The sequence below is a fragment of the Hymenobacter ruber genome, assembly GCF_054783255.1.
On the sequence record NZ_BAAGQX010000004.1, the window covers coordinates 1,115,931 to 1,136,883 of the forward strand.

At 58.5% G+C, this 20,953-nt stretch carries 14 protein-coding genes; 7 read left to right on the forward strand and 7 right to left on the reverse strand.

Annotated elements, in window-relative coordinates:
- Positions 1-103: 103 nt before the first annotated feature.
- Complete coding sequence (locus ACYVM5_RS15390; protein ID WP_460619001.1) at positions 104-2,056, forward strand: AIPR family protein; 1,953 nt, start codon at positions 104-106, stop codon at positions 2,054-2,056.
- Positions 2,057-2,114: 58 nt separating this feature from the next.
- Here ACYVM5_RS15390 and ACYVM5_RS15395 read toward each other — a convergent pair whose 3' ends face one another.
- Positions 2,115-2,945: a P-loop NTPase family protein gene (locus tag ACYVM5_RS15395; RefSeq protein WP_460619002.1), complete on the reverse strand. Its 831-nt coding sequence runs from the start codon at positions 2,943-2,945 to the stop codon at positions 2,115-2,117.
- Between the two features lie 125 nt (positions 2,946-3,070).
- Between ACYVM5_RS15395 and ACYVM5_RS15400 the strand changes: the two genes are divergently transcribed.
- The gene (locus tag ACYVM5_RS15400; RefSeq protein WP_460619003.1) at positions 3,071-3,646 is read left to right on the forward strand and encodes an REP-associated tyrosine transposase; all 576 of its coding nucleotides are present in this window, start codon (positions 3,071-3,073) and stop codon (positions 3,644-3,646) included.
- A 43-nt stretch (positions 3,647-3,689) separates the two neighbouring features.
- Here the strand turns inward: ACYVM5_RS15400 and ACYVM5_RS15405 are convergent, their stop codons facing one another.
- From ACYVM5_RS15405 to pulA, 4 genes are all read right to left on the reverse strand, one after another.
- Positions 3,690-4,472 (reverse strand): ABC transporter permease, encoded by a 783-nt coding sequence (locus tag ACYVM5_RS15405; protein ID WP_460619004.1) that lies wholly within the window; start codon positions 4,470-4,472, stop codon positions 3,690-3,692.
- 146 nt (positions 4,473-4,618) lie between these two features.
- Complete coding sequence (locus ACYVM5_RS15410; RefSeq protein ID WP_460619005.1) at positions 4,619-6,397, reverse strand: OmpA family protein; 1,779 nt, start codon at positions 6,395-6,397, stop codon at positions 4,619-4,621.
- Positions 6,398-6,667: 270 nt separating this feature from the next.
- Complete coding sequence (locus ACYVM5_RS15415; RefSeq protein WP_460619006.1) at positions 6,668-7,657, reverse strand: PspA/IM30 family protein; 990 nt, start codon at positions 7,655-7,657, stop codon at positions 6,668-6,670.
- 297 nt (positions 7,658-7,954) lie between these two features.
- Positions 7,955-9,946: a type I pullulanase gene (gene pulA / locus ACYVM5_RS15420; RefSeq protein ID WP_460619007.1), complete on the reverse strand. Its 1,992-nt coding sequence runs from the start codon at positions 9,944-9,946 to the stop codon at positions 7,955-7,957.
- A gap of 464 nt (positions 9,947-10,410) precedes the next feature.
- Between pulA and ACYVM5_RS15425 the strand changes: the two genes are divergently transcribed.
- From ACYVM5_RS15425 to ACYVM5_RS15445, 5 genes are all read left to right on the forward strand, one after another.
- Entirely contained in the window at positions 10,411-11,511 is a 1,101-nt protein-coding gene (locus ACYVM5_RS15425; protein WP_460619008.1) for a sensor histidine kinase, read from the forward strand.
- A 137-nt stretch (positions 11,512-11,648) separates the two neighbouring features.
- Positions 11,649-12,398: a LytR/AlgR family response regulator transcription factor gene (locus ACYVM5_RS15430; RefSeq protein ID WP_460619009.1), complete on the forward strand. Its 750-nt coding sequence runs from the start codon at positions 11,649-11,651 to the stop codon at positions 12,396-12,398.
- Between the two features lie 198 nt (positions 12,399-12,596).
- The gene (locus tag ACYVM5_RS15435; RefSeq protein ID WP_460619010.1) at positions 12,597-13,859 is read left to right on the forward strand and encodes a glycosyltransferase family 4 protein; all 1,263 of its coding nucleotides are present in this window, start codon (positions 12,597-12,599) and stop codon (positions 13,857-13,859) included.
- Positions 13,860-14,002: 143 nt separating this feature from the next.
- Positions 14,003-14,185 (forward strand): hypothetical protein, encoded by a 183-nt coding sequence (locus tag ACYVM5_RS15440; RefSeq protein WP_460619011.1) that lies wholly within the window; start codon positions 14,003-14,005, stop codon positions 14,183-14,185.
- 551 nt (positions 14,186-14,736) lie between these two features.
- Positions 14,737-19,923, forward strand: coding sequence for a T9SS type A sorting domain-containing protein (locus ACYVM5_RS15445; protein ID WP_460620190.1), 5,187 nt, complete (start codon positions 14,737-14,739; stop codon positions 19,921-19,923).
- A 105-nt stretch (positions 19,924-20,028) separates the two neighbouring features.
- Here ACYVM5_RS15445 and ACYVM5_RS15450 read toward each other — a convergent pair whose 3' ends face one another.
- Both ACYVM5_RS15450 and ACYVM5_RS15455 read right to left on the reverse strand, forming a co-directional pair.
- Entirely contained in the window at positions 20,029-20,355 is a 327-nt protein-coding gene (locus ACYVM5_RS15450; protein ID WP_305030347.1) for a HesB/IscA family protein, read from the reverse strand.
- A 123-nt stretch (positions 20,356-20,478) separates the two neighbouring features.
- A complete protein-coding gene (locus ACYVM5_RS15455; protein WP_460619012.1) occupies positions 20,479-20,871 on the reverse strand; it encodes a hypothetical protein in 393 nt (130 codons plus the stop codon).
- Between the last annotated feature and the right edge of the window lie 82 nt (positions 20,872-20,953).

The window sequence follows — 20,953 nt, forward strand, 5'->3', positions numbered from 1 at the left end:
TTTATATTGCGCCATCTTTCTTGCCAGTTCGAAGGGTACCGAAATGGTAACAAATTGCTCTTGTCACTAGCCGAAAAAAAACAAATTTCAAAAATAGCAAACCATGAAGTCTCAAAAATTCTACTCTATACTCAATGAGGAACTGGTTTCGATTATAGCGAATAATCAGGATGATAAAGAATTAAATAAACACAAGAGTGCTGACCAGAATAAAGGATATGCCCTTTTAGTTTGGTTTCTTGATTTTTATGGACAGACTACATCGTTTAAACAGTACATAACTGAGGGGCCAGATGACGGTTCGTGCGATATAATTTTTTCAAACAAAGATTCTCAAGGCCAAACTGTTTTTTATATAGTTCAATCTAAATGGGTTAGCTGTAAAGAAAATGCCAGAGACTATCCAATTTTGGATAAAGAAGAATTTAATGCTGTTTTATCTGACTTTTCATCAATTTTAAGTGCCGATAAACCGAAAGGGGGCAATGAAAGATTTAATCAAAAATACGATGAATTGATTCGCCATTTAGAAAGCAATGGCAAAGCTAAATTCATATTCTTTACTTTGGCTGGCTATAACCAAGATGTTATTGGTAATGTTAATAGTTTTAATAAAAGTCAAGGGCCTAATGTATCTTTGGAAATTATAGATATTGAGAGAATAAAGAAAGATTATATTGACTTTAAATTCAAAGAGGTTAAAACCTCAAACCCACTTGAGTATAAGTATGACCCAGAGGATAATTTGATTGATTTGCAGATTGAACGCAGTGCTTCTGGTTCTGCAAATAACAGGGATTTTTTAGAATTTGAAGGCAGGGATAAATCTTTTATTTTTGTTTTGCGTCCCTATGCAATTCATTCACTGTTTTCAAAGTATAAATTTGGCTTGTTCTTTAAAAATGTCAGAAACCCTTTGCATAAGTCAAACTACAATGAACGGATAGTTAAAACTCTTCTTGACAGGCCAAGTGCGTTTTGGTATTTTAATAACGGCGTGACAGCTATTACAAAAATAGTTCCAGCTATTGGTAACCATGCCACAAATATTCAGTTGCAAGGACTGCAAATTATAAACGGCGCACAGACTGTGTATTCAATATACAGAGCTTACGAAACTGCTACAGAGCAACAGCGTAAGATTATGGATGCTGACGCTCGAGTCACATTTAGACTAATCAGGTCAAGTGACGAAGATTTTAACTTAGAAATTACAAGGTATAACAACCTGCAAAATCGAATGCATGAGCGTGATTTTGTTTCTAATCACGAAGAGCAGCAAAGAATACAAGACCAATCATTTGAAACAAATTTTTGGTACGAAAAAAGACGAGACGAATTCGTGGTTGATGAAGATGTCGTCGAAAATGCAGGTGTTTCTATATTGTCGAATGAAAACCTTGCTTTCTGCTATGTTGCATTTTGGCTACAAAAACCTGTTTATTGTATAATGAACAGAGATATGTTTTTTATTACAAAATCAGAATCTTCGTCTGGTTTGTATGAGTTTATTTTTAATTCAGATACCAATTATAAGAAGATGCTCAGCGCCTACTTCGTATGGCAGTTTACTTTAGATACAATTGCTCGAGAAGATGAGGACGGTGAAAAATACGTTTCTGGGCCATTAGCTGATTTTATCACTCCAGTGTTTTCGCTTACAAGGATTTTGCTTGAAAAAGTATTGTTGGCAAAGTATGGAGCAGAAGTTAACCTGTGCGAGTACCTGCACAAAAGCTTTTCCTCCTTCAGAATGACGGAAATGTTGAAGTTGGAAAACGATGATAGCGAAATGGTTAGAAATGTTATCAGGTTTTGTATTGAATTTGTATATGGTAAAATTTCCAAAGCCGAAAAAAATGACAAAAAGGGTGAGGATGGTGACGATTCTGCAACAGGCAGGTTGTTTAAAAAGCTAATGACTGACGACTCATATTATGAGGTTCTGAAGCATGAGGTTGAGAATAAAAAGCTCTCCGAAAAGCAAATAACGGCTCTTACAAAGAAGAAGAAAATCGTGAATAAGAAAGCGGTTAGAGCAAAAGAAGCAAAATGAAAATCATTTTGTGAAAGCACTGTTTGAAGGGACTTTATAAATTCATCCGGAGCGCCTACTAACTCCCCCGAATCTCATTCTTGATGTGCTCGACGAACTGGGCGAATTCGGGTTCGGCTTCGACGTTTTCGTGCCAGGCGAGGCCCATTTCGGCCAGGTTGTATTGGTGCTGGGGGCTGATGGTGGCGCCCGGCACGAGGGCCCCGGCCGCGTCGTGCTCGTAGCCGAGCAGCCAGAGGCGGTCGGCCAGGGCGGTGGTGGTCACGATGTCGTGCGAGACGATGATGACGGTGTTCAGCTCGTCCATGGTGGTGACTTCGACGATGATGCGCTTCACTTCGTCAATCATGGCCACGTCGAGGCCGGAGAAGGGCTCATCGAGCAGGATGAGGTGGTCGGAGCAGAGCAACTGCTGGGCGATGGCCGCCCGCTGGCGCTGCCCGCCCGAGAGCAGGGCCGGGTACTTGCGCCGGTGCGGGGCCAGGCCGAAGCGTTCGAGGTAGGCGTCGACGTGCTGGCGGGCGTCGGCGGGGGCATGCTTGCGCTGGGCGGCCACCAGCAGGTTGTCGTGCAGGGTGCGGTGGTCGAAGAGGGGGTAGCGCTGCTGCACGAAGCCCACCATGCCGGGCGTGACGGGCTGCTGGGCGAGACCCACTTCCACGGTGCCGGTGCCGGGGGCGATGAGGCCCGCCATGATGCGGCACAGCACCGATTTGCCGATGCCCGAGCGGCCGTAGAAGCCCACGACCTGGCCCTGCTGCATGTTGGGGCGCGTCACGTCGAGGACCTGGGCGTTGATGTCGCGCAGGATTTGCTCGCCATTGAGGGTGATGGAGACGTTGTTGAGCGTCAGGATGGGGTCGCGGTAGGCGTAGGTGTGGGCAGTCATGGGATGTAGCGCGGACTTTGTAGTCCGCGAGTGAAGGATGTTGAAAGAATGGGCAGTAGCTTGGACTCGCGGACTACAAAGTCCGCGCTACATGAGTGGAGGACTTGGTTTTCTATGAGCGGCACTTGCCGCACTGGCTGCCGCCGGGAGAGGATATTTTCATCACTTTCCGCCTTGCCGATTCGTTGCCGCAGGAATTGCTGGGCCGTTTGCAGGACGAAGCCCAACTGATGCAGCGCAGCTCGGACTTGAACCCGGCTCAACTTTATGCCGAGCGGAAAAGGTATTTCGGACGCTTTGATGATTTGTTGGCTAGCTCCGACCACGGTCCTACCTGGTTGCGGCAGCCGGAAATTGCGGCCATTGTCAGGCAGTCGCTGCACCACTTCGACGGCACTCATTATCAGCTGCTGGCTTATTGCCTGATGCCGAACCATGTGCACCTCTTGGTGCGGCTGTCAGAAGAATCGCCGCCCCTGTTGCGGACTTTGCAGCGGATAAAGGGCTTCTCCGCGCTGCAAGCCAATAAATTGCTGGGGCGCACGGGGAGTTTCTGGCAATCCGAAAGCTATGACCACATCGTGCGGAAAGGAGAGTTAGATAGAATTGTCAGCTACATCGTGCAGAATCCGGTGAAAGCAGGGCTAGTGGCCGATTGGCAGAAATGGCCCTTTACCTATGTGATGGACGGCCTCACGTAGCGCGGACTTTGTAGTCCGCGACGGGAACCGTTGGACTCGCGGACTACAAAGTCCGCGCTACGTGCAGCGCTGAGTAAGGGAAAAACACCCGACGCAACAGCACAAACACATAGTCCTGCGCCGCGCCAGTCGCCAGAATCACCAGCTGAATAGCCAGTACCCCATCGAGGTGCAGGTACCGATTCTGCTTATAGAGTAGCAGGCCGATGCCGCCTTCGGACTGATAAAGCGTTTCCACCAGCGTAATCATGGTCCAGATGATGGCGAAGTTCTGGCGCACGACTTCGAGCATTTCATCCAATTTGCCCAGTACCACCACCTCGTAGAAGCTGCGCCACTCGCTCATGCCCAGGGTGCGGGCGTGGTCCATTTCTTCCTGCGTGGTGGTCAGAATCACGCTCGTCATGCCCGTGACCAAGTACACCGTGGCCCCGAAAATGAGCACCGAGAGCTTCACCTGGTGGCCGGAGCTCATCATCAGGGCCATAAAGAAGGTGAGGCCGGTGAGCGTGAGGTAGCGCATTTTGGAGGCCGCGTAGGCGATGGGGCGGAAGAAGGGCAGCGCCGTGAGGTAGGAGATGAGTAGCGCCAGCACCGTGGCCACGGCCAGGGCTTCGATGGCTGTGGTCATGCTGGCCCATAGCTCCTGGATGAGGCCCTGCGTGGTGATGAGGTCGCCGAGGGAGCGGACGACTTCGCCCAGGCTGGGGAAGAGCTGCATGGGATAAAATAGCCACAGTAGTAGCAACAGGGCCACTTGGGCCACCACCATGGTGGTGAACACAAGGCGGCGCGGCTGGGCGTTGGGGGCGAAAAGGGATTTCATGGCATGTAGCGTGGACTCTGCGAGTCCGCGTCACGAGCGCAGCGAGTATCGTCGACTGCGCCCGTGCTTGGGGAAAGGGTTGTGGAATTCAGGCGACGATACTCGCTGCGCTCGTGACGCGGACTCGCAGAGTCCACGCTACATTTTTAATTGCCCAGCACTACTTCCACGCGGCGGTTTTTGGCTTTGCCCTCTGGCGTGGCGTTGCTGGCTACCGGCTCGGTGGCGCCGTGGGCATACACTTGCACGCGGCCGTCGGGGAAGGCGCTGTGGCTTTTGGTTTCGAGCCAGTGCTGCACGGCCATGGCGCGGTCTTCGCTCAGCTGCTGGTTGCGGCCGGGGTCGCCGGAGTTGTCGGTGTGGCCGTGCACGGCCACTTTCAGGCGGCCGGCTACTACCAGGTCGTTGAAAAGCTGGCTGAGGTCGCGCTCGGCGGCGGGGGTGAAGCTGCTCTGGCCGCTGTTGAATTCAATGTTCCAGGCGCGCTTGCTCACGCTTTGGCGGATTTCATCGCCGGCGGCAAACTGCTGGGTTTCGGCCGGGGCTACGGCTTTGCCTTTGTACTGGGCTTGCAGGTTTTTCAAGGGCGTCAGGTCCAGCATTTCATTCAATGGCACGTAGCTGGGCAATTCTTTGGGGTAGAGCTTGCTCTGCACGTCGCCGAAGGTTTTGTACACGGCGGCGTAGATGTTGGTGCCGCCTTCATCGAGGCCGAACAGGTTTAGGTTATCGCTGAAATTGAAGGCTTTGCTGCCGCCCAGCTCCACCACGTTGCCGTTGCGGTCGGCCTCGCTCACGCCTTTGTAGTACTTCAGCCAGTAGGCACCGGGCTTGTCCTGGTCGCCGTACACGGTGGCTTCGATGTCGGCGGCGCGGGCCAGGGCTTCGGGGTGCGATTTCACCTGGTCGCCGGCTACGGCGAAGGCCGTCATCAGGCCCAGCACTTCTTTGGGGTGGGCATCATACCAGCGCTTGGTGGTTACCATGATGTTGGGCATCTGGTTGGAGTAATCTTTGGTGCTCACGATATTGACAAGGCCGCCGCGCTGCTTGGCAATGTTCACGTCGCCGGGCGTCCAGGTGGCTACGGCGTCGGCTACCACGTCCACTTTCACGCCGGTGTTCTTGCCGTTCACCACTTTGGTGCGGCTTTCGGGCTTGCCGAGAATGTATTTCTCGGCGGCAACGAGGAAGTCGGAGGCGGCCATGAAGTTCACAGCTTCGGGGTCGTAGGTGGTTTCGTCGGGGTTCACTTTCAGGCCGTTGTCGGCGCACCATTTCAGGGCAATGTTCTGGTCGCCGTCGCGCAGGTAGCAGGCCACGGTTTTGCCCAGGGCAGTTTTGGGGTTGTCGAGCCACTCTTTCGGGCCCATCAGCTTGTCTTCGCCGAAGGATTTACCCACCGAGTAGGGGATGATTTGCAGTTGGGTGCCGGCTTTTTTCAGTTCCGTTTGCACGGCCGAGAAACCGGGCAGGCCGTCGCCCATGATGCTTACAATCAGGCCCGGGGTGGCGGGGTTGTTTTGCAAATCCATGGCGTTTTTCACGAGGTCAGCCTGCATCTTGCTCACGTCATCCTGACGCACAATCTGCATATCCAGGCCATTGGCCGCAGCGGCCGAGCCCATGGTGGAGCGGGGGCCGCCGTTGGCCAGCATGCCGGCCATCTGGCTGTTCCAGGCCATTACCTCCCAGGTGAGGGGCGTGCCTTTGTCGGCCGGGGCGGTGCCGGGCATGGGGGCCAGCGGCACCACGATGTTGGCCCGGCTGCCGCCGGTGGCCGTGGGTAGCTCAATCGAGTTCAAAAGCACCGACTGCGTATCGGCTTTCTTAAATACGGCACCGCTGGAAACCAGCTTGTTAATACCGAAGTACAGGAGGCCTACGAGGAGGAGGCCAATGATGAATTTACCGCGGGTAGTCATTTTAGTATGGGCAAAAGAGGGGTAATGCGCCCATTTTGGGCGCTGGATTTTTTCGGTTTTGGTGGGGCTGATTATCGGCTGACCTGAATGCTGGCGGCTACTTTCAGGCCGTCATGCTGAGCGAAGCCTAGCGTAGTCGAAGCATCTCTACCGCTTCGTTGGGCCGGTTGGATTACTACTGCGGTAGAGATGCTTCGACTGCGCTCAGCATGACGGTCTTCTACAGTAGATTCTCCCAGCAGGCCCACCAGGCCGCAGGCCAGCAAAAAGCTAGTCAAGCAGGCTAGAATAGGCATCATCGGAGGCTTTTTTAGTGGCGGTAAGGGACTGGGGAGCTTGCGGTTTTTCGTTGAGCACGGCGTTGAATTCGCCTTTCTGGTACTGGTCGAGCAGGCGCTGGCCTTTCTCGCTCATCACGCCGTTCTGGATGTCCATTTCCTTGACGAACTCCTGCGAATAGCGCATGGCCTGCTTGATTTGGCCCAGCTGCTGGGCCATGTCCTCGGCCACGCGGTCGGTGGCCAGGTCGAAGAAATACTTCTTGTCCGGGTCGCCGCGCAGGATGTTCATCGCCGCGCGCATGCCCGAGCTGGTGCGTTTCACTAGGGCATATTCGTCTTTCAAGAGGTTGACTTTGAACTTGCTGCCATCAATCTGGCGCAGAGCAGCTTTCAGAATCTGGCGCATTACCACCGTCACGTTGGCTGTGGTGGTGGCCATGGGCTGCAGGCGCTGGTTGTAGTCCTGCACCTGGGCGGCGCGCATGGCGTACGATTCGGCGGCGTCCTTTTCGCCTTGGCGGGTGGCCGAGTCGGCCAGCGCCAGGTACTCCTTAATTTGGGCGGAGTTGGCGGCCAGTTTGCGCTTCACCAGCTCGTGCGCGCCTTCAATATTAGTAACTTCGGCGTCCATTTTGCGGGCTTCTTTCTCGGTGTTCGAGATGTAGTCCTCCATGATGCCGATGGGGTCGGTGTTGACGAAAATGCCCGCCATCGAGCGCAGAATGCGCTGTCCGGCATACCACAGCCCGGCGTGAATGCGCTTATTGGTGGCCAGCAGAAACAGCACGAACAGCGTGCCGAGCCCGATGCCCAGCTTCACGGTGTCGAACACCATGTCGACGAGGAAGGGAAGGATGCTGCCCCAGAAGTACATCGCCGTGCCCACCAGTCCGAGCAGGACCACGCGGCCGGCGATTTTTTCCGGCTGCTGCCACTTGGGGAGGCCGGGGGCGGAATCGAAAGAGGGAAGTGCGTTCATGGCGTTGGTATTGGGGGTGTGGGGTAGTGGCCGCTGCGGCCGTTAGTTGGTTACCTCCACCTTATGCCAATACCAATGCCGTTTCGGAAATACTTTCGGGATAATTTGGTATACTATTGATTTTAAGTGTGATAATAAAAAAAATCCCCGCCGGGCACGAGGCTCAACGGGGATAAATTTTTTCAGAATGGAAATAGATTTTTTCCAAATCAGCAAGGGTAGAGACGCATAATTGCGTCTCGTCGTCCGCATCGTCTGCACGATTACCGTTCAACGATGAGACGTAATTATGCGTCTCTACCGCACCAAAATCAGCGCGGAATTGCCGGGGACCTGCACGCCGCTGGTTACTTCCAGCACGTCGAGGCCTTCTTCCTGGATTTGGTTGCCGCGCAGGACTACTTTGTAGGTGTCGCGGGGCAGGGGCACACTCCAGGCCGAGCGGTTGCCGTTGAAAATGACGGTAATGGTGTTCCAGGCATCGCCGCCGGCGTGGTCTTTCAGCTGGTAGGCAATGATGCCGGGGGCCATGTTCGGCAGGAATTCGAGGTGCTTTTGGATAAGCTCGGTGGTGGGCAGACGGAAGGCGGGATGGTTGCGGCGCAGGGCCAGCAGCTTGCGGTAGAACTCGTACACGCCCACGTACTTGGCCTTGCGGCCCCAGTCAATCTGGTTCACGCTGTCGGGCTGGTTGTAGGAGTTCGAGGAGCCACCTTTGGTACGTAGAAATTCATCGCCGACCGGCAAAAACGGCACGCCCTGCGAGGTGAAGACGATGGTGTTGCTCAGCAAATCCATCTTAATCAACGTGTCCTCAGAAGTGTTGGGGTTCGAGGCGCGGAGCTTGTCCCAGAGCACCCGGTCGTCGTGGCAGGCCACGTAGTTGATGGTTTGGGACGGCGCGCCGGCCCACGGCGCTTTCGAGTAATTGACCTTGGTATAATCGAGCTGGGGGTGCTGGGTGGCGGCCACGATGCCGAATTTCACGCTCTCCTCCAGGCCGGTCTGGCCGCTGGCGAAGCCGGGCTCGGTCTGGTGGGCGTAGTGGCCCTTCACGCCGTCGCGCAGCTCATCGCCAAAGGCGGCAATGCGGTCCAGCTTCATGATGTTGCCTTTGAGGGCGCGCTTGGCATCGGGCAGTGGCGAGGGGCCGGCGGTCCAGCCCTCGCCGTAGATAAAAATGCTGTGGTCCTGCTGGTCCAGCGCCACGCGCACGGCGCGCATGGTTTCGATATCGAGCACGCCCATGAGGTCGAAGCGGAAGCCGTCGGCGTGGTAGTGCTGGGCCCAGTACGCCACGGATTCCACGATAAGCTTGCGGACCATGGTCCGCTCCGAAGCTACTTCGTTGCCGCAGGCGGTGGCGTTGCTCAGGGTGCCGTCGGGATTGTGGCGGTAGTAGTAGCCGGGCACCAGCTGCTCGAAATTACTACGGCGGGCGTTGGCGGTGTGGTTGTACACGACATCCAACACAACGCGCAGGCCAGCGCCATGCAGGTTTTCCACCAGCTGCTTGAACTCGCGGATGCGGGCGGCGGGGTTGGTGGCGTCGGTGGAGTAGGTGCCTTCGGGCACGGTGTAGTTCTGCGGGTCGTAGCCCCAGTTGTAGCGGTTGGCGCTGGCGGGGGCGGCTTCGTCGATGCTGGCGAAGTCGTTGGTGGGCAGCAAGTGGACGTGGGTCAGGCCAAATTCTACCAGGTGGTCGAGGCCGGTGCTCACGCCATCCGGGCCGCGCGTACCGGTTTGGGCCGCGCCCAGAAACTTGCCCTTGTGCCGCACGCCCGACTGCGGGTGCATGGTAAGGTCACGCAGGTGGACTTCGCCGATTACGATGTCGGTGGTCTGCTTGAGGGCGGGGCGGAGGTCGTCTTTCCAGCCCGGCGGCTCGGCGATGATGGGGTTGAACACGGCCCCGCGCAGGCCGTTCACGCCCACGGCGTGGGCGTAGGGGTCGGCCACTTCGGCCATCTTTTTGCCCGCAATGGTGGCCTGCACGGCGTAGAATCCTGTCGTGCCGGCGGGCAGGGTGTAGGTCCAGGTGCCGCCTTCGGCCTTGGTCATGGCGTAGTCGGCGGTGGCGGTGCCGCCGCTGCCGTCTTTGTATAGTTTCAGGTGCAGGGCCTCGGCAGTGGGGGCCCACACGCGCAGGGTGGCCTGGGCCCCGCGCCAGGTCAGGCCGAGGTCGGGGCCGAGGTAGGTGGGGTAGGTGGCGTAGTCGGGTAGGGACGGAGCGGCTGGCGCCGGGGCAGGGGACAACAGCACAAGCAGCAGCAGTAGCGGGCGAATCATGTGGGCAAAGGTCGGGACTGAGGGCGGAAGTGTCGCACGAAAAACTCCCCTCCTTACCAAGGAGGGGACGCTGACGCAAAGCGTCAGCTGGGGTGGTTGTGGCGTTGGACGGTCCCGGGTGGTGCGGTCCCGGTCCTGAGTGGTGTGGAACCGGTTCCGGGTGGTGCGGCATCGGTCCGGGGCGGTGTGGAACCGGTCTAGGGTGGTGTTGCATCGGTCCCGGGTGGTACCGTACCACTCGGGAGCCGTTCAACGCCCACAACCACCCCCGTCCGAGCCGTTGGCTCGAACATCACCTCCTTGGTAAGGAGGGGAGTCATGTTCTGTCGGCTTCTTCCCATCAAATCCCGCCTTCCCCAACGGTAAAACGCCGCCCGCCGTCGATACAATTGCGGGGTGTGGTCGGTTTGGCTCGGCTTTGGGATAGGGGACCGGCTATGTTTGTTTCGATTTCTCCCTCGTCTATGGCCGTCCTCACGCCCCGTCGCTACCTCACGCCGCTCATTCATGTGCTGGTGTGGGGGCTGTTCGGGCTCACGTTTTTGTTGTTTCAGCCGCTCACCGGGCGGCTCACCATGCCGCCGCAATTCTGGCTGAAGCAGGGGCTGATGTTTGCCGTCTGGATTGCCACATTCTACTTCACGTCCAAGGTCACGGTGCCGCGCCTGCTGCTGCACGGCCGCACCGAATGGTTTATTCTGGCCCTGATAGCCACCACGGCGGTGGTGCTCAGCTTCAGCAAGTTTCTGGAGCTCTCGCTCAACCTGCCCGAACTCATGGACAAGGCCTTTGTGGCGGCGGCCGGCCGGCCCCGGCTCACCCCCCGGGGCAGCTTCCGCATCGACACCATGGGCCTGCTCACCACCATGTTTGTGCTGGGCATCAGCACCAGCATCACGGTGGTGCAGAAGTGGCAGAAGGATGCCCAGATTCGGCAGACCCTGGAGCAGCAGCGCGTCAGCTCCGAGCTGTCGGTGCTCAAGGCCCAAATTAACCCGCACTTCTTCTTCAATACGCTTAATAACATCTACGCCCTCACGCTGCTGGATGGTGAGCAGGCCCGCGTGGCCATTCACCGGCTCTCGCGCATGATGCGCTACGTGCTGTATGATACCGCCGGCGGCCTCACCTTACTAAGCCAGGAAATCGCCTTCGTGCAGGACTACATCACCCTCATGCAGCTGCGCCTCGATGAGCGCGTGACCGTTACCTTCGACCGCCCCGAGCCCGTGCGCGACGTGCCCGTGGCCCCCATGCTGCTGCTGCCCTTCCTCGAAAACGCCTTCAAGCACGGTGTGGCGGCCACTCAAAGCAGCAAAATTTACATCGGCCTGAGCCAGCCCTCGCCCAACGTGCTGGAGCTGGAAGTGCGCAACACCCTGCTCGCGCTGCCCAGCACCGACCTGGCCGGCAGCAACGGCATCGGCCTGGCCAACACCCGCCGCCGCCTCGACCTCCTGTACCCCGGCCGGTTCAGCCTGCTGGTGGATGACCACACGCCCGCCAACGAATTCCGGGTGCATTTGACCTTGCAAGTGGGAAATGAGAAAAGTCTGTCATCCTGAGCGAAGCGAAGGACCTTATCCCCGCTGAACGGTTGGCATTAATTACAATTCCACTCCTGACGTGATAAGGTCCTTCGCAAGCTCAGGATGACAACCGCCACCGTCCCGCCGCTTACCGCTTTCCATTACCCGTTCCCATGACTACCGCCCTGCCGCCTCTCAAAACCATTGCCGTTGACGACGAGCCCCTGGCCCTGGGCCTGGTGGCGTCCTTCGTGCAGAAAACGCCGTTTCTGGAACTGGTGGGCAAGTTCGGCAGCGCCGTGGAGGCCCTTAAGTACCTACACGAGCATCCCGGCACCGTCGATTTGGCCTTTCTGGATATCCAGATGCAGGAGCTGAATGGCCTGGAGCTGGCCCGGGTGCTGGGCCCCACCGGCCCGCGCGTCATCTTCACCACCGCCTTCAGCCAGTATGCCTTGGATGGCTACCGCGTCGATGCGCTGGATTACCTAGTGAAGCCCTTTAACTACGAGGAGTTTCTGCGCGCCGCCGGCAAGGCCCGCGCCTACGCCGAGCTCACCTCGCAGCACGCCACCGCGCCGGTTTCCACCGGCCCTGAGGAAGAAGAATACCTCTTCCTGAAGGCCGAATACCAGCTGGTGCGCGTGGCCCTCAGCGACATCCTCTATGTGGAAGGGCTGAAAGACTACGTAAAAGTGCACCTCAAAAGCACCCCCCGCGCCCTGCTGAGCCTCATGAGCCTTAAGGCAATGGAGGAGAAGCTGCCCACCCGGCGCTTCATGCGCATCCACCGCTCGTTCATCGTGGCGCTCGATAAGATTGAGGCCGTGCGCCGCCTCACCGTCCAGATTGGGGCCGTCACCATCCCCGTGGGCGACCAATACAAAGACACCTTCCTGCAGTTCCTCAGCCGCTGGAGCTGAAAAGTTGCTTGAGATGGAGCGTCATGCTGAGCGCAGCGAAGGGCCTTATCACGGTTGCACCGTCTAGGTTCATTGCCAGTTGTTCAGCGCTAACAAGGCCCTTCGCTGCGCTCAGGATGACAGTTTCATTCCACGACCTCACTCTCGTCCGCCTTCTACCACCCCCGATGCCCTACACACTCCCTGTCTTTCTGAGCTATGTACCCATTCACCTTTTCCGGGAGCACTGCTTCCGGCCCGGCCTCCCGTGCGCGGGAGGCGGCCCCGCAGCTGGCGGTGCTCTGCCTCTCAAGTAGCCTGGGCGGGCTGGAGCTGAACAGCCTCAAATTCGCGGGCTGGATGCAGGAGCGCGGGTGGCGCGTCACGTTTTTCGCGCCGCCCGCCACGCCGCTGGCCATGTGGGCCGAAGACTGGTTTGTGCCCCTCGAAACGCTGGCCGTGCGCCGGGGCCTGGCCATGCCCCTCATGGCCTGGGCCCTGAAAGAGCAGCTCGAACGCCTCAACATCGACGTGCTGGTGGTGACGCAGAACAAAGACTTGCCCGTAGCCACCCTCGTGAAAACCCTGCTGGGCGGCCGTCTGCGCATTATTTACCAGCAGCACATGCAGCTGGGCCGCCCCAAGCGCAGCCCCGTGCACACCCTGCGCTTCGGCCTGGTCGATGCCTGGCTGACGCCGCTGCCCGGCCTGGCCCGCGAAGTGGCCCACCTCACCCGCTTCGACATGGCCAAGCTGCACCTCGTGCCGCTGGGCCTGCCGCTGGAGCAGTTTGCGCCGCCCACCCACACGCCCTTCGAGGCCCGCCAGGAGCTGGGCCTGCCCCAGGACGTGCGCCTGCTGGGCATTCTGGGCCGGCTGGATGCCGGCAAGGGGCAGGATTTCGTCATCAATGCCTTGCACCACCTGCGCCAGCAGTACGGCTACGACGCCCACCTCGTCATCATGGGCGAGCCCACCCGCAACGAGGGCGACGACTACCTGCGGCAGCTGCAGCGGCAGGTGGCCCGGCTGGGGCTGCAAAACCAAGTGCATTTCCGGGGCTTCCGCGCCAATCCGGCCGTGTTCTACCACGCCATTGATGTATTTATGATGGCTTCGGAAAACGAAACCTACGGCATGGTGACCCTGGAAGCCCTCGCCGCGGGCGTGCCCGTGGTGGGCGCGGCCGCCGGTGGCACCGCCGAGCTGGTGGAGCACGGCCAGACTGGCTTGCTCCACTTGTCCGGCGACGTGGCCGCCTGCGCCCGCGCCATCCGCCGCACCTTTGCTGAGCCCGCTGCCACCCGCGAGCGGGTGGAGCGCGCCCGCCTGGCGCGCTGGCACTACTCGCACCACCGCCAGTGCGCCCTCACCGAAGACGTGATTCGGGCCGTGGCGACTGCGCCGGTAGCTATTCCCCAAGCCGCCCGGGTGCGCCGCCTGTCCGTGAATGCCGCCTTTGCCCACGCCGTGGCCCAATAGCGCGGCCTCCAAAAGCCCGTTCGGTCGATACAGTGCCGGATTTGGCCGATATCGGTGCCGGCCAGCCGCCCCAGGCCAGTAGTTTCACAGCATCAATACTCAACTAGCCCCCAGGATTCCGGGTTGGCTTATTTCGCCGAAATATGAGCTCCGTCGTCAAACTCCGTTTTTTGAGTGGGCTGCTGCTGAAGCTGGCCGTGCCGGCCGCCGTGCTGGGCCAGCACGACTGCCCTTCCTTCGGCTCCCCACGACCTGAGCTGCGTGCCCCGCGGCCTGCGCCCGCGGCTGCCGGTGCCGCGCTATCCCATAAGTCCTGTCATTCCTAAGCGGCCCGGCGGGCTGCGCGTGGCCACCCACCCGGCGGATTTGCTTCCGCCGGCAGCAGCGCCCAGCAAATGCCCCCGTCCCGGAATGGCAGGCACCATTACCAATCGGCCGACCGTTGCGCCGCCCTGTTCGCAACCAGTCAGCCGGTACCCAATGCCTCAAAAAGCCTTTGCATTTGCATGGGCTTTTTTTGTGTTTGACGGCGTGGGAGAGCGTAAAATATAGCCTCCTCAGAAGGTTTGCACAGCTGGCTTACCGTCAGTTGCTTGCTCAGGGCTGGCGGCATCGCCCAATCCGGAATGGATGCCCAAAGAAGAGTTGTGAAAATAAAAAAAGCCGATTTGGCGCTGCTGGATAGGTTAAGGGCGGGATATAAAGATTTGATAATGGCATCATGCCCTGAATTCAGGTCTCCCCAAATACCTTTACACTCAATGTGTCCACCGCATGGTAATTTGGTAATCCCTCTAACAACTTGCTTTTTATGCAAAAACCATTACCCCATTTTTCCGCTGGTATCAGCCGCAGCCTGGCGCTGCTGATGATGTTAATGTTACCCCTGCTTGGGTGGGGGCAAGCAATAAGTACCACACTTGTCATCAGCCAAGTTTATGGTGGTGGCAACAATAGCAGTGCTACCTACCAAAACGATTTTATTGAACTTCACAATATTTCGAGTTCAGCTCAATCGGTAAACGGATTATCGGTTCAGCAAGCCTCTGCTACAGGTACCAGCTGGACGGTTGTTGTACTACCTAACACATCAATACCAGCTGGGGGGTACTTCCTTATTAAGTGTGGGGGGGCAGGCACTGTAGGGGCTGCACTGCCGGGGTTTGATGCCACTAGCACTAGTATAAATATTGGTGTCGGTGGAGGCAAAATTGCATTGGTGAGTAATACAACAGCGCTTACGGCCTCTTGCCCAACGGCTAATATCATCGACTTTGTGGGCTTTGGTAACGCCAACTGTTATGAAGGTGCCGCTGCTGTCGCACATACCAACACTACTGCCAATATTCGGGGTGGTAGCGGCTGCAATGATACTGGCAGTAACAGTACTGACTTTGGAACGGCTGCTACGCCTACTCCCCGCTATTCAGGTAGCTCGGCGGTCACCTGCACCGCCACCGCCTCCATATCGACCGGCACCCTCACGCCGGCCGGCAGCTTTAGCACCGTGCAGAGCACGGCTTCGGCCATCAAAACCTACACCCTAAGCGGCAGCAACCTCACGGCCAACCTGACCGTGGGGCCGCTGGCTGGCTACGAATTCTCAACCGATGGCTTTGCAACGGCAGGCGCGGCTTCGCTCAGCCTCACGCCCAGCAGCGGCACGGTGGCGAGCACCACGGTTTCGGTGCGGCTGGCTGCGGCCACCACGGCCGGCACCTACAACGGCAATATCGACAACGCCAGCACCGGGGCCACCACGCGCAGCATTGCCGTGACGGGCACGGTCACGGTGGCGCCTACAGTCACTACTACGGCTCCGGCCACGGGCATCACTTCGGCCGCTGCTACCATTGCCGGCAACATCACCAGCCTGGGCACGCCTACGGCCAGTACCTCGTATGGCTTTGTGTACAGCACCACCGCCAGCACTGCCGCTACCCTGGTACTGTTGGGCACAGGCGTAACTCCTGCCCAGGTGGGCACCACGGGAGCTGCCACCGGCACCTACAGCACCGGCCTGACCAGCCTCACGGCCAGCACTACCTACTACTACCGTGCCTACGCGTCCAACTCAGCTGGCACCGGCTATGGCGCCGTCGAGTCGTTCACCACGGATGCCGCGCCCACTACGCCGTTGCTCACCGCCACGCCCACGGCGCTCACCGGCTTCAATTATTACGCAGGGGCCGGGCCGTCGGCTTCGCAATCCTTCAGCCTGACCGGCAGCAACCTCACGGCCGGCAGCGCCATCAGCATCGATGCCACCGGCACCGATTACGAAGTATCGACCGATAACTCCACCTTCGGCGCGATGGCGGCCATTACCAACGCGGCCGGCGGCACGCTAGCCAGCACCCCGGTCTACGTGCGCCTCAAGGCTGGCCTGGCAGCCGCCAGCTACGCCAACGAAACCGTGAGCATCACGGGCGGCGGCACGGCCAGCGCTACCACCGTCACAGTAAGCGGTTCGGTAACGGCCCTTCCCACCATCACCACCGGCACGGTAACGCCCAACCCGGTCACGCAGGGCAGTAGCGTCACGGTGACCTACACCACCGCCGGTACCTTCGGCACGGGCAACGTCTTTACGGCCGAGCTCTCATCGGCCACCGGTACTTTTCCCGGCACAGTGCTCACTACCACAGCCAGTGCTGCTGGTTCGCTCACGGTAACCATTCCGGGCGGCACGGCCATTGGCTCGGCCTATGTCATTCGGGTGAATGCCAGCAACCCGGCCGTGAACGGCACGCCATCCGGCGCGTTCGCCGTAACCACGGCTCCCTGCCTGGCTGACAACTTCGATACTTTTCCTTTTGCTAAGTGGACCTATGCTGCTAACGGCATCGCCCGCAACGTTAGCATTACCCGAGGCAGTTCGGCCGGTTCGGCTGAGTTTAATGCACCGAGTCAAACACTGACCAGTGCCTCTGCGCTGAGCTACCCGACCAGTGTGGATTTCTACCTGGCCCGCAGCAGCAGTTCAACAACACGCACACTGCAAGTCCAGGTTTCGATTGATGGCGGAACGAATTACACGACCCTAGTCACTTTTGGTGTGGCCGATATGACCACCAGCTTCTCTACCGCGACCAAGAAAACTGTCGACCTGACGGCCTACCAGACCCGGCCCAGCGTTTTGCTGCGCTTCGCTCGGGGCAATGAAAATACCACGACACTCTTCTACCTCGATGACGTGACCGTAACCTGTGGCTCGGCTCCCACGCTGGCTACCGAGCCCACCACGCAGCCCACCCTGAGCACGGCCAACGTCGTATTCTCGCAGGCTGATGTGACGGTGAACGGCGGCAATGGTACCCAGCAGCTGGTCGTGATTCACGCCACTTCGACTGCGGCCGTGGCGCCGCTCGATGGCAACACCTATGCCGCCAGCACCACCTTCGGCAACGGGGCCACTACCGGCACCGGCAACTACGTGGTGTATGCTGGCCCCACTGGCACCGGCCCCAACACCTTCACGGTTACGGGCCTGTCGGCCACCACCAGCTACACCCTCGAAACCTACGCCTACAACGATAACGCCACGCCCGGCCTGGAAAACTACCTGACCACTACTCCCGGTACGGCCAGCTTCACTACCACTGCCCCGCCCAGCGTATTCTACGCCAAAGCCACCGGCGACCTGAACCTGGCCAGCACCTTCGGCGCCAACAGCGACGGCTCGGGTGGCTCGCCCGGCGACTTCACGGCGGCCGGCATCACCTACAACGTGTCGGGCACTAACCGCACCATCGGCGCCAACTGGACGGTGTCGGGCACGGGCTCGAAAGTGGTACTCAATGCCAATGCTTCGCTGGTGATTCCGGCCACCTTCACCTTCACCGGTAAGCTCGACCAACTAGCCAGCAGCACGCTCATCATTCAGAACACGGCCACGGCCGCTTATACGTCTATTACCCAAGGTGTGCAGGATGCCAGCAGCACCATCGACTTCGCCCAAACCGGTTCCTTCACGGTACCTGCGTCAAGCGTTTTCGCCTATCAGAACCTGAAGCTGACGAACGGCACCAAGACGCTGACCAAAAACGGTGGCAACATTAGCTCACCAGTTACCAGCACCGTGGTGCCCGGTAACCTCACACTCGATAATACGGTGCTGGGCAGCAATACCTCCTCCCCCTTCTCGTCCATCGACCTCACTGGTAACCTCACGCTGGTGAATGGTGCGACTTTCAATAGCGCATCAAGTGCCCGCATCACGCTAAACCTGCTCGCTGCCACGCCCCAGACCATTACCGGCAACGGCAGCCCTATCCTCCTGTTTGAGTTGTTTGCCTACACCCCCGGTGGCGGTGCCATTCTCTCTGATGTAGGCGGCACCACCACCCTTGAGCTAGGCAATTCCGCCAGTGGCGGCTATTATCTGGAAACGGGTACCACGCTCGTCCTGAACTCAAACACCCTGCGCTTTTACTCGGGTGGGAAGGCTGTAATCTCGACCGGAACCACCGGCAGCACCGGCCGGGGTACTATCACTGCCTCGCCAACCTCTACCATCAGTCTGGAAACGGCTAGCACCAACTATTCCATTGGCACCCTGCGCCTGACTCCCGGCGCAACCACTGTGAAAGACCTGCGCCTGCAGGCAGTTAACGACTACCTCACCGTACCGTCTGACCTCACCGTAAACGGGGTACTCACCCTGGCCAACGGCGACCTGGTGGTGGGCGATGGCGTCACGCCGGCCACCCTCACCCTCAATGGCACCGTGGTTAATGCCGGCTCGGGCGACATCGCGGGCTCGGCCACTACCAACCTAGTAGTAGGTGGCACCGGGGCACTGGGCACCCTGATTTTCGCCGCGGGCCTGGCCGAGGTAAACAACTTCACTCTGAACCGTGCCAGCAGTGGCACCCTCACGCTGGGTACGCCCCTCACCGTTGACGGCACCCTCACGCTCACCAACGGCATTATCAACAACAGCGCTAAGGTGCTCACTCTGGCCAACAACGCGGCCGGTGGCAGCGCCAGCAGCTTCGTGAACGGCCCGCTAGCCCGCGTAACGGGGGCGGGTGCGGCTACCACGGTGTTCCCGGTTGGTAAAGGCGCATTCTATCGCCCCATCACGCTCACCAGCACGGCCCAGGCCGCTGCTTCGACCTACACGGCCGAGCAATTTGAGGGCAACTCCAGCCGCACGTTGGCAGCCGGCAATGGCCCTGGCGGCACCGCGCCACTGGCCCGCGTCTCGTCGAAACGCTTCTACACCGTCAAATCCTCGAACACCACGGCGGGCAACTTCACCGGCACCATCACCCTCAGCTTTGGGGCCGAGGACTACGTGAACGTGCCCAGCAGCGCCGATTTCGTGATTGCCAAGCGCGACGCTGCCGGGCCATTTGCCAACCAGTGGACCAATCTGGGCCGCTCTACTAACACGGGTACCGATTCCGGGGCCGGTGGTCCCTCAGTAGTTGGTACTCTTACCTCGGCTTCTTTCTCCGATTTCTCCGACTTCGTCCTCGGTGCGCAAAATGACCTGTCCAACACCAACGTGCTGGAAGCCACCAACCCGCTGCCCGTTGAGCTCACGGCTTTCAACGCCCAGCGCCAGGCCGATAAAACGGTTGCAGTAAAATGGGCCACGGCCAGTGAAAAGAACAGCGCCCGCTTCGAGGTGCAGCGCAGCCTCGACGGCCGTGAGTTCGCCACGGTAGCTACTGTAGCTGCTCAGGGCAACAGCATGAGCCCCACGGCCTACGCCACCCTCGACAAAGCTGCCCCAGCTGCCAAGCTCTACTACCGCCTGCTTCAGGTGGACCTAGACGGTACCACCGCCTTCTCGCCGGTAGTCACGGTAGCCGGTTCGGGCGAAGTTGCTAAGGTTGAAATTTACCCCAACCCGGCCCACAGCCGCATCGGCTTCATCGCCGTAGCGGCCACGCCCTACCGCGTGCTCAACCAGTTGGGCCAGCCCCTGCTGCGCGGCACCGCCAAAGCCGGTACCGCCAGCATCGACCTCGAAGCCCTGCCCACCGGCCTTTATTTCCTGGAGCTGCAAACGGCCACCGGCCGCACCGTGCAGAAGTTCGAGAAAGAATAGCTGCCGCGAGGCAATCAACAAAAAGCCCCCGTGCATAATGCACGGGGGCTTTTTGTTGATTTATTCCAGATGCTTACGTCTCAATGGCTGCGCATCGGCAGTTATTTAAACCGAGAAGCTCTCACCGCAGCCGCACTCGCGCGAGGCGTTGGGGTTGTTGAACTGGAAGCCTTTGCCGTTGAGGCCGTCGGAGAAATCCAGCTCCGTGCCGGCCAGGTAGAGGAAGCTTTTCATGTCGACCACCACGCGCACGCCCTTGTCCTCAAACTCCTGGTCCATCGGCCGCACTTCGTTGTCGAAATCCAGCTTGTAGCTCAGGCCCGAGCAGCCGCCGCCCGCCACCGAGGCACGCAGGCGATAGGTGTCATCAAGGTGCGCATCGCTCATCAGGCGCGATACTTTTTCTTTGGCTTTATCCGATACGGTAATCATGGCAGTAGGAGCGGGGCCGTTTAGGTTTAAAAGCAAACCAAATGGAGCCGCAATTTAGACACATTATAAACAAGCCGGCGAATTTCTTTGTTCGCCCGCCCATCAAATAATTCATTCCGGCTCTTACGAACTCGGATTCAGCACCACGCTGAACACGGTAATTGTGTTCAAATCGCGGCCGAAATAAAGCTTGTCCAGCGCCTCATATACGTTATGCGCCCGGAAGTAGGAGGTGTGCAACTCTTTATCGTCGCGGGTGCGCCACTGCACCGTGTAGGAGCTTTCGGTGTCGCGGAAGCGCTTCACATAGGCCAGCATCTTTTCTAGGCACTCCAGCTTGTCGCGGCCGGTTTCGTAGCGAAACAGGAAGCTCTGCTCGTGGCGCGGGTTCACCGTTATCAAATCGAGCCGGGTCTGGCCTTCCAGCTCCCGAAACTCGAATCGCAGCTGCGCAGGCTCCAGGCCCAGGTACTGCCGAATCTCGCGCTCCAGCCGGGCAATGTCAAATTCGTCCATGTGTTAATGAAAAATGAGGAATGAAGAATGAGGAATGAAAGAACCAGCCGCAAGGCCAATTCTTCATTCCTCATTCTTCATT